12 protein-coding genes are annotated in these 13,447 nt (G+C 70.1%); 5 read left to right on the forward strand and 7 right to left on the reverse strand.

All coding sequences use genetic code 11. The features are described from left to right. Positions 1-150: 150 nt before the first annotated feature. The 4 genes from ACWCSD_RS18915 to tdh all read right to left on the reverse strand — a co-directional run bounded on the left by ACWCSD_RS18915 (position 151) and on the right by tdh (position 4,494). Positions 151-1,308, reverse strand: a complete 1,158-nt coding sequence (locus ACWCSD_RS18915) for an MFS transporter (RefSeq protein ID WP_449916420.1) — start codon at positions 1,306-1,308, stop codon at positions 151-153. Between the two features lie 69 nt (positions 1,309-1,377). Beyond that, on the reverse strand, positions 1,378-2,280 hold the full coding sequence (locus ACWCSD_RS18920) for a LysR family transcriptional regulator (protein WP_387681267.1): 903 nt from the start codon (positions 2,278-2,280) through the stop codon (positions 1,378-1,380). Positions 2,281-2,293: 13 nt separating this feature from the next. Beyond that, entirely contained in the window at positions 2,294-3,466 is a 1,173-nt protein-coding gene (locus tag ACWCSD_RS18925; RefSeq protein ID WP_387681264.1) for a glycine C-acetyltransferase, read from the reverse strand. Continuing rightward, positions 3,466-4,494, reverse strand: a complete 1,029-nt coding sequence (tdh, locus tag ACWCSD_RS18930; protein WP_387681261.1) for an L-threonine 3-dehydrogenase — start codon at positions 4,492-4,494, stop codon at positions 3,466-3,468. The genes ACWCSD_RS18925 and tdh overlap by 1 nt, the downstream gene beginning before the upstream one ends. Positions 4,495-4,664: 170 nt before the next feature. On the opposite strand from tdh, the gene ACWCSD_RS18935 reads away from it, so the two are divergent. From ACWCSD_RS18935 to ACWCSD_RS18955, 5 genes are all read left to right on the forward strand, one after another. After that, positions 4,665-5,798, forward strand: a complete 1,134-nt coding sequence (locus ACWCSD_RS18935) for an ROK family protein (RefSeq protein WP_397161655.1) — start codon at positions 4,665-4,667, stop codon at positions 5,796-5,798. A 153-nt stretch (positions 5,799-5,951) separates the two neighbouring features. Further along, complete coding sequence (locus ACWCSD_RS18940; RefSeq protein WP_357976243.1) at positions 5,952-6,863, forward strand: ABC transporter permease; 912 nt, start codon at positions 5,952-5,954, stop codon at positions 6,861-6,863. Positions 6,864-6,874: 11 nt separating this feature from the next. Then, the gene (locus ACWCSD_RS18945; RefSeq protein WP_352325035.1) at positions 6,875-7,741 is read left to right on the forward strand and encodes a carbohydrate ABC transporter permease; all 867 of its coding nucleotides are present in this window, start codon (positions 6,875-6,877) and stop codon (positions 7,739-7,741) included. Positions 7,742-7,757: 16 nt separating this feature from the next. Beyond that, the gene (locus tag ACWCSD_RS18950) at positions 7,758-9,380 is read left to right on the forward strand and encodes a type 2 periplasmic-binding domain-containing protein (protein WP_358298802.1); all 1,623 of its coding nucleotides are present in this window, start codon (positions 7,758-7,760) and stop codon (positions 9,378-9,380) included. A gap of 26 nt (positions 9,381-9,406) precedes the next feature. Beyond that, on the forward strand, positions 9,407-10,576 hold the full coding sequence (locus ACWCSD_RS18955; RefSeq protein WP_352361643.1) for a Gfo/Idh/MocA family protein: 1,170 nt from the start codon (positions 9,407-9,409) through the stop codon (positions 10,574-10,576). A 46-nt stretch (positions 10,577-10,622) separates the two neighbouring features. Here the strand turns inward: ACWCSD_RS18955 and ACWCSD_RS18960 are convergent, their stop codons facing one another. From ACWCSD_RS18960 to ACWCSD_RS18970, 3 genes are all read right to left on the reverse strand, one after another. Next, complete coding sequence (locus ACWCSD_RS18960) at positions 10,623-11,708, reverse strand: SPFH domain-containing protein (RefSeq protein ID WP_352361641.1); 1,086 nt, start codon at positions 11,706-11,708, stop codon at positions 10,623-10,625. A gap of 4 nt (positions 11,709-11,712) precedes the next feature. Further along, a complete protein-coding gene (locus tag ACWCSD_RS18965; protein ID WP_352324976.1) occupies positions 11,713-12,144 on the reverse strand; it encodes an NfeD family protein in 432 nt (143 codons plus the stop codon). A 90-nt stretch (positions 12,145-12,234) separates the two neighbouring features. Beyond that, on the reverse strand, positions 12,235-13,386 hold the full coding sequence (locus tag ACWCSD_RS18970; RefSeq protein WP_449916426.1) for an Ig-like domain-containing protein: 1,152 nt from the start codon (positions 13,384-13,386) through the stop codon (positions 12,235-12,237). Between the last annotated feature and the right edge of the window lie 61 nt (positions 13,387-13,447).

A 13,447-nucleotide genomic window follows, 5' to 3' on the forward strand; every position in this document is an offset into this window, starting at 1 on the left:
GCGCCGCCATCGGCGAGGTCGCCGGGAACTACGTGCTGGACCCCGTGACGGCCGAGCTCGACCGCTACGCCCGCTTCACCGAGGCCGTCACCACAGCCCGCTCCTGACCGCCGTCACGCCCGCTCCACCGAGGCCCGCTCCTGACCGCCGTCACGCCCTCCTCCGGCCGAGCAGGGGGACCGCGAGCAGTGCGCCCAGCAGGGCGGACGCCGCGCCCACCAGGAACGGCGCGGGCGCCCCGAACCACTGCCCGGCCACGCCCGCCACCCCCGACCCGGCCGCGCCCCCCACCCCCACAGCCGTGGACAACCACCCGAACGCCTCGCCTTGCGCCCCGGGCGCGAACCGGTCCACCAGCAGCGACGACGTCGTCAACGCCGGATTCAGCACCATCCCCCCGGCGAACAGCACCACCCAGAACACCGGCAACGCCTCCACCACCGCCAGCGGCGTCAGCACGACCCCGAGCGCCAGCATCGCCCCCACCAGCCGCGCCGCCGGCGAGGACGCCCACGTACGGGCCCCGTACCCGGCCGCCCCCGCGATGCCGCCCAGCGAGAGCGCCGCCACCAGCACCCCGGTGGCGGCGGGCACGCCACGGGCGGCCGACAGCGCGGGCACCCCCACCTGCAACGCCCCGATGGTCCCGCCGAGCAGCAGCACCACGGCCAGCAGCACCGGCATCCGGCGGTCCGCGAAGACCCGCCCGCCCTCCCGTACGGACGCCGCCCCGCCCGCCCGCAACGCCCGCGAGAACGCCAGCGTGCCCGCCCCCGCCGCCGCCACCACCGCCCCCAGCGCCAGGGAGGCCGAGGCCACCGCGATCACCAGCCCGAACAGCAGCGGCCCGGCCAGCATGGCCAGCTCCTGCACCAGGTAGACCAGGCTGTAGACGGCCGTGCGGGCGCCGTCGGACACCCGCCGCCCCCACTCGACGCGCATGCTCACCGAGATCGGCGGCAGCCCGGCCCCGGCGACCCAGGCCAGCACCACGGACGTCCACACCGGCCACCCGGCCGCCGCCGCCGCGACGAGCGCGATCAACGCGACGACGTGCAGGAACGCCGTCGCCGCGAGCACCGGCCGAGGCCCGCGCCGGTCCATGAGCCGCCCCTGGACGGGCCTGCCCATGCCCGCGCCCACCGAGAACGCCGCCGCGCACGTGCCCGCGAGCGCCAGCGACCCGGTCGCGTCCTGCACGACCAGCACCATTCCCACGGGCGCGACCTGCTGGGTGAGCTGGGCGAGGAAGCCGGACACGGCCTGCGCCCCGACCCCGGGCAGCCGGAACAGGTCCCGATACGGCATGTCCCTCCCCATACGCCCACGCTAACCCGCAAGATCGCCCTCCAGCGGCGCTCGGGTTCGGCGGGGCGGTCAGTCGGAGGTGAGGGAGGCGGCGACCGTGCGCAACGTCGACAACAGCGGCCGGAGCAGGGGGTGGGCGTCGGCCCCGCGGCGGATCGCGGCGAAGACGCGGCGGTCGGGCCCCGGCGTCTGGCGCACCACCACCCCGGACAGCGCCATGTCCCGCAACGCGAGCCGCGGCACGAGCGCCACCCCCGCGCCGGCCCCCACCAGCGCCACCACGGCCCGGAAGTCGTCGGAGCAGTGGACGACGTTGGGCGTGAACCCCACCTGCTGGCACGCGAACGTGATGACGTCGTGCACGGGATTGCCCGGATAGGGACCGATCCAGGTGTCGGCGGCGAGCGACACCAGCGTGGCCGACCCCGCCTCCGGATGCCCCTCGGGCAGGACCAGGTCGAACGGTTCGGCGTACAGCGGGATGCGCGACAGCCGGCGGTCGGCGGCGTCGGGGCCGCCCCGGTACTCGACCGTCACCGCCAGGTCGGCCCCGCCGTCGAGCAGCATGGCCAGGCTGTGGTCGCCCTCGGCGTCGAGCACCCGGACCTGCAGGCGGGGCGCGGTGGCGCGCAGGGCGGCGATGGCGGGGGAGAGCACGGCGCTGATGGCGGTGGCGAAGCAGGCCACGGCCACCTCGCCGGCCTCGCCGGTGGCGTACGCGGCCACCTCGGCCTCGGCGCGTTCGAGCTGGGCCAGGACCTCGTTGGCGTGCCCCACCATGATCTTGCCCACGGCGGTGAGGTGCACGCCCCGGCCGTCACGCGTGAACAGCCGGTGGCCTACCTCGTGCTCCAGCGCCACGAGCTGCTGGGAGACCGCCGACGGGGTCAGGTGGAGCGCTGCCGCGGCGGCGGTGACCGTGCCGTGGTCGGCCACCGCCCGCAGTGTGCGCAGCCGCCGCGTGTCAATCACGCAGCGAGGATACTCAACCCTGGCGTGCTTGGACGAAAGCCGCTACGGCCCGGTCGACGTCCTCGGTGGAGTGGGCGGCCGAGAGCTGCACCCGGATCCTGGCCTGGCCGTGCGGCACGACCGGGTAGGAGAAGCCGATCACGTAGACGCCCAGGTCGAGGAGGCGTTCGGCCATGGCCCCCGCCTCGGCGGCGTCGCCGATCATCACGGGCACGATCGGGTGCTCGCCGGGCAGGATGTCGAACCCGGCCTTGGTCATCTCGCTGCGGAAGCGCGCGGTGTTCGAGCGCAGCCGCTCGCGCGCCTCGCCGGAGGTCTCCAGCAGGTCGAGGATGCGCAGCGAGGCCGAGGCGATGACCGGGGCCAGGGAGTTGGAGAACAGGTACGGCCGCGACCGCTGGCGCAGCAGCTCGCAGACCTCCTTGCGGGCCGAGACGTAGCCGCCGCTGGCCCCGCCGAGCGCCTTGCCCAGGGTGCCGGTGATGATGTCGACCCGGTCGGTGACGCCGTGCAGCTCGGGCGTGCCGCGGCCGGTGGGGCCGACGAAGCCGACGGCGTGGGAGTCGTCCACCATCACCATGGCGTCGTAGCGGTCGGCCAGGTCGCAGATCTCGCGCAGCGGGGCGAGGTAGCCGTCCATGGAGAAGACGCCGTCGGTGACGATCAGCCGCCGCCGGGCGTCGGACGCCTCCTTGAGCCTGGCCTCCAGCTCGGCCATGTCGCGGTTGGCGTAGCGGAAGCGCTGGGCCTTGGACAGGCGGATGCCGTCGATGATGCTCGCGTGGTTGAGGGCGTCGGAGATGACCGCGTCCTGGGCGTCGAGCAGGGTCTCGAACACGCCGCCGTTGGCGTCGAAGCACGAGCTGTAGAGGACGGTGTCCTCCATGCCCAGGAAGTCCGACAGGCGGGATTCGAGCTCCTTGTGCACCTCCTGGGTGCCGCAGATGAACCGTACGGAGGCCATGCCGAAGCCCCAGCGGTCGAGCGCCTGCTTGGCCGCCTCGACCACCTCGGGGTGGTCGGCCAGGCCCAGGTAGTTGTTGGCGCAGAAGTTCAGCACCTCGCGCCCGGCCACGCCGACCTGGGAGCTCTGCGGGGTGGTGATCACCCGCTCGGGCTTCAGCAGCCCGGCCTCGGTGATCTCGTCGAGCGTCGCACGCAGCTGCTCGCGCACGTTCGTGAACATCAAGCGCTCCAATCGAGGATGACCTTGCCCGTACGGCCGCTCGCGGCCGTGTCGAAGGCGGCGTCGAAGTCGTGGTACGGGAACCGATCGGTGATCACGGGGGAGAGGTCGAGACCCTTTTCCAGCAGGACTGACATGTTGTACCAGGTCTCGTACATCTCCCGGCCGTAAATGCCCTTGATGGTGAGCATCGAGGTCACCACGGTGGCCCAGTCGACGGCGAACTCCTCGGCGGGAAGACCGAGCATCGCGATCTTCCCTCCGTGCGTCATGTTCGCGATCATGTCACGCATGGCCCCAGGGTTACCGGACATCTCAAGCCCGACGTCGAAGCCCTCCCGCAGGTGGAGCTGGCGCATGCCTTCGTCGATCGTCGCCCTGGAGACGTTGAGCGCGAGCGTGACGCCGAGCTTGCCGGCCAGGTCGAGGCGCTCGTCGCTGACGTCGGTGATCATCACGTTGCGTGCGCCCACGTGCGTGGCGACGGCCGCCGCCATCAGCCCGATCGGGCCCGCGCCGGTGATCAGCACGTCCTCGCCGACCAGGGGGAAGGACAGCGCGGTGTGCACGGCGTTGCCGAACGGGTCGAAGATGGCCGCCACGTCGGGATGAACGGGAACCCGGTGCACCCACACGTTCGAGGCGGGCAGCGTGACGAACTCGGCGAACGCGCCGTCCCTGTTGACGCCGAGGCCGACCGTGTTGCGGCACAGGTGACGGCGTCCGGCCATGCAGTTGCGGCACTTGCCGCAGACGATGTGGCCCTCGCCGCTCACCAGGTCGCCGACGGCGATGTCCTCCACGCCGGGCGCGACCTCGACCACGTGGCCGGAGAACTCGTGCCCGACGACGAGCGGGAGCTTCAGCGTGTGCCGCGCCCAGTCGTCATATTTGCGGATGTGCAGGTCGGTGCCACAGATGCCGGTACGCAGCACCCGGATCTTCACCTCGCCCGGCCCGACCTCGGGCTCCGGCACGTCCACCAGCCAAAGGCCGGGCTCGGCCTTCTGCTTGACCAGCGCTTTCATCGCTTCACTTCCCCCTGTTCCGAACCTAACGCACTGTGCCCGCTCCCCTCGGAACATGTCCATCGAGGGATTCTTAAGTGCCCCCACAGCTCAGCTTCACGCGGCAGCGGGACCAGGCACAATTACGAAATAAGCTTGAAGATGACCTGCCCGGCGACTCGGAGGTATCGGTGCGACAGCAGAGCGGCGACGCCTCGCTTCTGCGCAAGCTCAACTCGGCGGCCATCCTGCGCGTGCTGCGCGAGGCCGACGTGGCCACGCTGTCGGAGCTGGCCAGGTCCGCCCGGGTGTCCAGGCCGACGGCCGAGGTCATCGTCGACGACCTGGTCACCGAGGGCTGGGCGGAGGAGTGCGAGGAGGAGGCCGGCGACCGCCAGCGGGGCCGCCCGGCCAAACGCTTCCGGTTCCGCGCCTCCGCGGGGCACGTGCTGGGCGTCGGCATCGGCGGTTCCAGCCTGCGCGCCATGCTGGCCGACCTGAACGGCACGATCGCCGTCACCCGCCGGGCGCCCAACCACCGCGACATGCCCGCCGCCGAGCGGCTCGACCAGATCGTCGGGCTGGCCACGGAGACCGCCGCCCAGGCCGGGCTGGCGCTGGCGGACGTCACCGTCGTCGGCGTGGGCACCACCGGCACGGTCGACGGCTCCGGGCGCGTCGTCAAGAGCATCGCCCTGTCCGACTGGACCGGCCTCGACCTGCAGGGCGAGCTGTCGGCCCGGATCCCCGCGCCGGTGCTGGTCGAGAACGACATGCGCCTGGCCGTCCTGGCCGAGCACTGGCGGGGCGCCGCGCAGGGCCGCGACGACGTGGTCTACCTGTTCACCGGCGACCGCATCGGCATGGGCCTGCTCATCGGTGGCCGGCCGTACCGGGGGGCCCACGCGGCGGGCGGCGAGATCGGTGCCCAGCCGAACGACAACTGGACCGCCTTCCGGTACGTCCTCGACTACGCGATGGCCGTCGAGCCGGGCGAGCTGCGCTCCAGCCGGCAGTGCGCCGAGTTCGCGATCGCGCGGGCCCGCGCGGGCGACGAGCGGGCGGGCCAGGCGGTCAGGGAGTTCGCGCGCGGCCTGGCCGCCGGGCTCGTCACGGTGGTCAACCCGCTCGACCCGGACATGGTCGTCATCGGCGGCAGCCTGTCCTCGGCCGGAGACCTGCTGGTCGAGCCGGTACGCGAGCTGTTCGAGGAGTACTGCCTCTACCCGCCGGAGGTGGTGGCGTCGGGGCTGGGCAGCGAGTGCATCACGCTGGGCGCCGTCCGGTTTGCCCTCGATCAGGCAGATCGCCTGCTCTTTACGTAGCCAACTTGGCTAATTAGATAACCGTTCTGTCACAGGCATGTCGCTGTGCGACATCGATCCAGCAGGCATGCTCAGAACTGATCGCTTTAACCTAGTTATTTGCATAAATCGGTACTAGCCTCCAGCCATCCCGACCCGACTGGAGGTGAGCGTGTGGCCGCTGTCACCCTGCTTGAGCGGCTGAAGCGCGACTGGACGCTGCTGGCCCTGTGCCTGCCCGGCGTCCTGTACTTCGTGGCCTTCTTCTACGTGCCGCTGCTCGGCAACGTCATCGCCTTCAAGGACTACGCGCCGTTCCTCGGCATCGCGGGCAGCCCCTGGGTTGGCCTGGACAACTTCGTGATGCTGCTGGAGGAGCCGGAGTTCTGGAGCGCGGTCGGCAACACCCTGCAGATCACGGCGCTCCAGCTCGTCCTGTACTTCCCGGCCCCGATCGCGCTCGCGCTCCTGCTGAACTCCCTGATCGGCCACCGCGTCAAGCGGTTCATCCAGACCGTCGTCTACCTGCCGCACTTCCTGTCGTGGGTGGTCGTGGTGGCGATGTTCCAGCAGGTCATCGGCGGCGCCGGCACGGTCAGCTCGTTCCTGAACTCGCACGGCATCACCATCGGCAACCTGATGTCGAACGCGGACACGTTCAAGCTGCTCGTGACGGCCCAGGTCATCTGGAAGGACTGCGGCTGGGGCACGATCATCTTCCTGGCCGCGATCACCGCGATCGACATGAGCCAGTACGAGGCCGCCGCCATCGACGGCGCCGACTGGAAGCGCCGCCTGTGGCACGTCACGCTGCCCGGCATCCGCTCGGTCATCCTCATGATGCTCATCCTGCGCCTGGGCGACATCCTGTCCGTCGGCTTCGAGCAGATGGTCCTGCAACGGGAGGCCGTGGGCGCCGGAGCGGCCGAGGTCATCGACACCTACGTCTACTACCACGGCATCCGTGACGGCGACTGGGGCATGAGCACCGCCGCCGGCCTCATGAAGGGCCTCATCGGCGCGGCGCTCATCTACGCGGCCAACAAGCTCGCGCACCGCTTCGGAGAGCAGGGGATCTATCGATGAGGCCGCCGTGGATGGAACGCCCGACCATCGCCGGGCGCACGCTCAAGTTCGTCGTGCTGACCGCGATCACCGTGGCCGTGCTGTACCCGTTCGGGCTGGCCGTCGGCACGAGCCTGATGGGCCGCGCCGAGAGCATCGCCAACGGCGGCAGCTACGTGCTCTGGCCCTCGCACCCGACCTTCGAGGCGTACTCGCTGATCCTGTCCGGCGGCGCGGTCACCCGGTCGGTGCTGATCAGCATCGGCATCACGCTCACCGGCACCGCGCTCAGCCTGATCTGCACGGTCTTCCTCGGCTACGCGCTGTCGCGGCGCGGCATGCTCGGCGGCAAGCCGATCCTGCTCATGGTGCTGGCCACGTTCCTGTTCACGCCGGGCATGATCCCGAGCTACCTCATGGTCAAGGAACTCGGCATGATCGACACCTACCAGTCGCTCATCGTGCCGGTGCTGGTCAACGCGTTCAACGTGGTCGTGGTCAGGTCGTTCTTCCAGAACCTGCCCGAGGAGCTGTTCGAGGCGGCCCGCATGGACGGGTGCGGCGAGTTCCGGATGATGTGGCGGATCGCGATCCCGCTGTCCAAGGCGGTGATCGCCGTCGTCGGCCTGTTCTACGCGGTCTCGTACTGGAACACGTTCTTCACCGCGATCCTCTACATCAACGACCAGACCAAGCACCCCATCCAGGTCGTGCTGCGGCAGTTCATCTTCCGCGGCACCTCGGCCACGGGCTCAGACGTCGCGATCGTGCGTGACCTGCCCGCCTCGTCGGTGCAGATGGCGGTGCTCATCATCGCGCTCGTGCCGATCCTGCTCGCCTACCCCTTCCTCCAGAAGTACTTCACCAAGGGCGTCCTCACCGGCGCCATCAAGGGCTGAGAACCCGGGAGCAACCATGTCATCCATCATGTCCCGTCGTGGATTCCTCGGACTCGCGCTCGCCGGCGCCACGGTCGCCGGGCTCGCGGCCTGCGGCGGCGAGAGCGGCCCCGCAGGCGTGAAGAAGGGCGGCGCGGATCTGTCCAAGAAGCTGACGCTGCCGACGTACACCGCCGCCAAGATCCCCACGCCCGACCTGCCGATCGACGCCGGCCAGGACCCCGCGTACCTGAAGTACCCGAGCGAGCTGGTCAAGTCGGTCGCCACCGCCCCGGGCGACGGCCAGAAGATCACCTCGCTCACCCAGACGTGGGACGTCGCGCCGCCCGCCCCCGGCCAGAACACCTACCTGCAGGAGCTGAGCAAGGCCCTGGGCTCCGAGTGGAGCATGAACATCGTCGTGGGCGACGGCTACCCCGACAAGTTCAACGCCATCATCGCCAGCGACGACCTGCCCGACCTGGTCTGGTTCCCGCCGAACCAGGGCCTGCAGCGGGTGCCCGAGCTGCTGGCGGCCAAGTTCCACGACCTGACGTCGTACCTGAGCGGCGACGCGATCAAGAAGTACCCGAACCTGGCCAACCTGGGCGACGTGACCTGGAAGTCCGCGGTCACCGACGGGAAGCTGTACGGCGTGGCGGTCGCCTACAGCCGCTTCGGCCAGGTGTTCCTGGTCAACCAGGACTACTGGCAGCCGGTCGGCGGCACCGAGTTCACCGGCGCCGACGACTTCCTGGCCAAGGCCAAGCAGCTGCTCGACGTGAAGAAGAACAAGTACCCGCTCGAACCGAGCTACTACAACCACGTGCACATGTTCAGCCACTGGTACGGCGCCCCCAACACCTGGAAGCTGACCGGCGGCAAGCTGATCCACCAGTTCGAGACGCCCGAGTACCAGGCGGCGCTGGAGCTGGCGGTCAAGTGCTTCAAGGCCAACCTGTTCTGGCCCGACCCCGCCCTGCCCACCATCAAGGACAAGGTCGCCAACGGCCAGATCGGCGCGTACGTCGAGTCGTTCCCCGGCTTCCTCAACGACGCCAAGACCCAGAAGTACAACCTGGGCGCGATCGTGCCGTTCGCGGCGACGCCGTCGTCCAAGCCGGTCTACAACGCCGGGCTCGGCTCGGTGGGCTTCACCTCGATCAGCAAGAAGGTGGACGCCAAGCGCATCGAGACCCTGCTCGGCGTGCTCAACTACCTGGCCGCCCCGTTCGGCACGGAGGAGTACGAGCGCGTCAACTTCGGCGTCGAGGGCACCCACTTCACCAAGAAGGACGGCGACCTCGCCTTCACCGACAAGGGCAAGGCCGAGGTGCCGACCACGCAGCAGCCGCTCTCGTTCGTGATCGGGTCGCCGTCCGCGCTGTTCCTGCCCGGCCAGCCCGAGCGCACCAAGCTCATCCACGACTTCGAGACCAAGATCGCTCCCATGCTTCAGGAGCGCGTCACCACCGGCCACTTCTCCGACACCTACACCCAGAAGAACGGCGAGCTGAGCACCATGGGCAAGGACATGGTCGACGACATCGTCACCGGGCGTAAGTCGATGTCGGACTGGCCGGCCTTCGTCAAGAAGTGGCTGGGCAGGGGCGGCGAGGCGATGCGGGCCGAGTACGAGGCCTCCATCGCCAAGGGCTGATCGTTCTACCGTTTGAAAGGACACTTGTGGAAGACCTGCGCATCGGAGTCATCGGGCTCGGCCTGCGGACGAGTCTCGCCCTGGCCGCCCACCGGCCGGGCGAGGGCTCGGTCGTGGCGGCGCTGTGCGACTCCGACCCGGCAGTGCTCAAGAAGCAGTCGGAGCGGTTCGAGGCGGAGTTCCTGACCGGGGAGTACCGCGAGCTGCTCGACCGGCCGGATCTCGACGCGATCGTCGTCAACACCCCCGACGACACGCACGAGCGCATCGCCATCGACGCCCTCCAGGCCGGCAAGGCCGTCTACCTGGAGAAGCCGATGGCCATCACCGTCGAGGGCTGCGACAACATCCTGCGGGCCGCCCGCGAGACGGGCAGCCGCCTGTACGTGGGGCACAACATGCGCCACATGGGCGTGGTGCGCCTGATGCGGGACATCATCCGCAAGGGTGTGATCGGTGAGCCCAAGACCGTGTGGGTACGCCACTTCGTGTCCTACGGCGGCGACTACTACTTCAAGGACTGGCACGCCGACCGCACCCGCACCACGGGCCTGCTGCTGCAGAAGGCGGCGCACGACCTCGACGTGATCCACTGGCTGGCCGGCGGCTACACCACCCGCGTGAACGCCCTCGGCGACCTGATGGTCTACGGCGACCTGCCGCGCCGCGAGCCGGGGACGCCCCGGCCGGAGGGCTGGCTGCGGGAGTTCGAGTGGCCGCCCACGCAGCGGCGCGACCTGCACCACGTGATCGACGTCGAGGACGTGTCGGTCATGAACATGCGCCTGGACAACGGCGTCATCGCCGCCTACCAGCAGTGCCACTTCAGCCCCGACTACGTGCGCAACTACACGGTCATCGGGACCGAGGGCCGGCTGGAGAACTTCGGCGACGGCCCGGGGGACACGGTCAAGGTGTGGAACACCGGCCCCACCTCCTACCGGGACGACTGCGACATCGCCTACCGGGTGCCGGCCGCGCAGGGCTCGCACGGCGGGGCCGACCCGCAGATCATGGCCGAGTTCTGCCGGTTCGTCACGGAGGGCGGGGCGACCGACACCTCACCCGTGGCGGCCAGGATGAGCGTCGCCGCCGGGTACATGGCCACGATGTCGCTGCGCGACGGCGGCATGCCGTACGACGTGCCGCCGCTGGACCCGGAGCTGGCCGCGTACTTCGACAACGGCCAGCGCTGAGCGCCGCCGGGGCCGGGCGGGAGAACCCGCGCGGCCCCGGCGGACGTCAGCGGCCGGTGTCCTTGGGGTCGCGCTCGCGCTCCAGGTCGGGGAACGGGGACGGCTCGTTGACGGCCTGGGCGATCTGGCGGGGACCCTTGGGGCTCTCGGCCTCCTGCGCGTCGGCGACCGCCTCGGCCGCCGCCTCCGAGGCCGCCGCGATCTCCCGGTCCAGCTCCTCCGACGGCCGGGGCTGCTCCTCGCGCGTGGCGGCCGACTTCGGCAGCGCCTCGGTGAACGCCTTCGAGACGCCCTGCAACGCCGAGGTGACCTCGCTCGGGATGACCCAGAACGTGTTGCCGCTGCCCTGGGCGAGCTGCGGCAGCACCTGAAGGTACTGGTAGGCCAGCAGCTTGGGGTCGGGGTCGTTGCGGTGGACGGCCTGGAAGACCTGGTCGATGGCGCGCGACTGGCCCTCGGCCTCCAGGATGGCGGCCGAGCGCTGGCCCTCGGCCCGCAGGATGCGGCTCTGCTTGTCGCCCTCGGCCGTGAGGATCTGCGACTGGCGCTGGCCCTCGGCGTTGAGGATCGCGGCCCGCTTGTCGCGCTCGGCCCGCATCTGCTTCTCCATCGCGTCCTTGATGGTCTTGGGCGGGTCGATGGCCTTGACCTCGACGCGGTTGACCCGGATGCCCCACTTGCCGGTGGCCTCGTCGAGCACGCCGCGCAGCTGGCTGTTGATGGTGTCGCGCGAGGTGAGCGTCTTCTCCAGGTCCATCGAGCCGATCACGTTACGCATGGTCGTGACGGTGAGCTGCTCTATGGCCGTGATGTAGTTGGCGATCTCGTACGCCGCCGCCCGCGGGTCGGTGACCTGGAAGTACAGGACGTTGTCGATCTCCACGACCAGGTTGTCCTCGGTGATGACCGGCTGCGGGCGGAAGGTCACCACCTGCTCGCGCAGGTCGATCATCGGATAGACGCGGTCGACGTAGGGGATGACGAAGTTGAGACCCGGCTTGAGCGTGCGGTGGTAGCGGCCGAGCCGCTCCACGTTGCGGGCCCGCGCCTGGGGCACGATCCGCACGGCCTTGAGCACGGTGAACGCGGCGAAAAGGATGATCAGCAGTCCGGCTATCAGCAACGGGTCCATGTGGTCACTCCCGTGGATACACGAGGGCCGTGGCGCCCTCGATCTCGATGATGTCGACGGTCGCCCCGGTGGGGATCACCAGGGTCTCGTCATAAGCGCGTGCGGACCACTCCTCACCCCCGATGCGGACCCGCCCGTCGCGGCCCGTGACCTCGGAGACCACGTACGCGGGCTTGCCGACCAGCGCCTCCACGCCGAAACGCTGCAACGGCGGCTGCTGAAGATGGCGGACGGCGAGTGGCCGGATGACCACCATCCCCGCCGCGGACGACAGGGCGAACACGAGGATCTGCAAGGGGACGGGCAGCCCGACGGCGGCCGTCACGGCGGTCAGGAGAGCGGCCACGCCCAGGAGCCCGAGGGCCGCCGTGAGAGTGAACAGTTCGGCCACACCGAGGACGACTGCGAGGATTATCCAGATGACCCATTCATCCATGCTCCGGCCCTCCTGAACCTATAACGGGCCTGTGTGTAGGACTGGTTCCCCCTTACCACCGTAATCCCCCATTCGTCCGCAGGGCACCCGTCACCGGCCGGTCGCCGGGGCGGTCAGGGCGCTTCCCAGGATCCACTTCTCCCACGGAAGTTGCCAGAAGCCCCATCCGTTGTCCCATTCCAGCCGGCGGGCCGTGCCCGTGATCAGCACCGGGTCGCCGCGCAGCGAACCGGCGTAGAACCAGGCCGCCTGGTCGGGGCGGGCGTTGATGCAGCCGTGGCTGACGTTTTCCCTTCCCTGGGCCCAGACGTTGTCCTTCGCGTGCACGTACTCGCCGCTGTTGGAGATGCGCACGGCGTGCTCGATGAGCAGGTCGTAGTAGCCGGGGTCGCCCTTGGCTCGGCCAGGCGAGATCATCCGGACCGGGTTGCCCTTGTCCATGGTCAGGTGCATGCCGCTGGTGGTGGTGTATTCCCGCGTGGTGGCCATGCCGGCGCTGATGGCCATCTGCTGCACCACCCGGCCGTCGCGGCGCACGACCATCTGGTGGGTGCGGGCGTCGACCGTGCTGGTCTGCCTGCGGCCCACGGTGAAGGCGAAGGTGGAGTCGAGGGTGCCGTAGACGCCCGGGGCCGGGCGCACCCCGGCCAGGTGGGCGCTGACCATCACCTGCTGCCCCGAGGCCCAGAACCGGCGGGTGCGGTAGACCACCTGCGTGTCGCTGGTCCAGCGCCAGGCGCCCTCGGCCGGGGTCTTCGTGGTGACCTCCAGCGACCGCTCGACGGCCGCCTTGTCCTGGATCGGGGTGTCGAAGTCGATGACGACCGGCATGCCCACGCCGACGGTCTCGCCGGGCAGCGGCGCGGTGGCGGCCACCCCGAACGTGTGCTCGGCGGCGCGGGTGCGGAAGCGGCCCATGGAGACCGTGGACGGGCCGTTCTCGCCCGCGGCCGTGGCGGTGACGGTGTACTCGGTCGCGGGTTTGAGCGTCCAGTCGGAGCGCCACCTGGTGTGCGAGGCGTCGAGCCGGCCCGGGACGTGCTCGCCTCCCTCGTAGACCAGGACCTGGGTCAGCCGGCCGCCCCGCGCCGTGATGACCAGCCCCTTGTCGGGACGGGCCCGCTTGGCGTCGAAGGCGGGGAAGACGTGCACGACCGCGGGCGCGGACGGGGAGTCGCCGACGGGACCGCAGCCGCAGCAGGCCAGGAGGAAGGCGACACACAGGATCGCGGCACGCCGCACGTCACTCTCCGAGGGCTTTCCGAGGGAAGGGGACTTCCCAGGTTAGCGGTGAGTGACGGTC

The sequence above is a fragment of the Nonomuraea sp. NPDC001684 genome (genome assembly GCF_053596515.1).

Bases quoted from the DNA above. Each gene is read 5' to 3' on its own strand.
- ACWCSD_RS18945 (WP_352325035.1), top strand. From the start codon at position 6,875: ATGGAACGCCCGACCATCGCCGGGCGCACGCTCAAGTTCGTCGTGCTG.
- ACWCSD_RS18950 (WP_358298802.1), top strand. From the start codon at position 7,758: ATGTCATCCATCATGTCCCGTCGTGGATTCCTCGGACTCGCGCTCGCC.
- ACWCSD_RS18915 (WP_449916420.1), bottom strand. From the start codon at position 1,308: ATGCCGTATCGGGACCTGTTCCGGCTGCCCGGGGTCGGGGCGCAGGCC.
- ACWCSD_RS18960 (WP_352361641.1), bottom strand. From the start codon at position 11,708: ATGGACCCGTTGCTGATAGCCGGACTGCTGATCATCCTTTTCGCCGCG.
- ACWCSD_RS18925 (WP_387681264.1), bottom strand. From the start codon at position 3,466: ATGTTCACGAACGTGCGCGAGCAGCTGCGTGCGACGCTCGACGAGATC.
- ACWCSD_RS18965 (WP_352324976.1), bottom strand. From the start codon at position 12,144: ATGGATGAATGGGTCATCTGGATAATCCTCGCAGTCGTCCTCGGTGTG.
- tdh (WP_387681261.1), bottom strand. From the start codon at position 4,494: ATGAAAGCGCTGGTCAAGCAGAAGGCCGAGCCCGGCCTTTGGCTGGTG.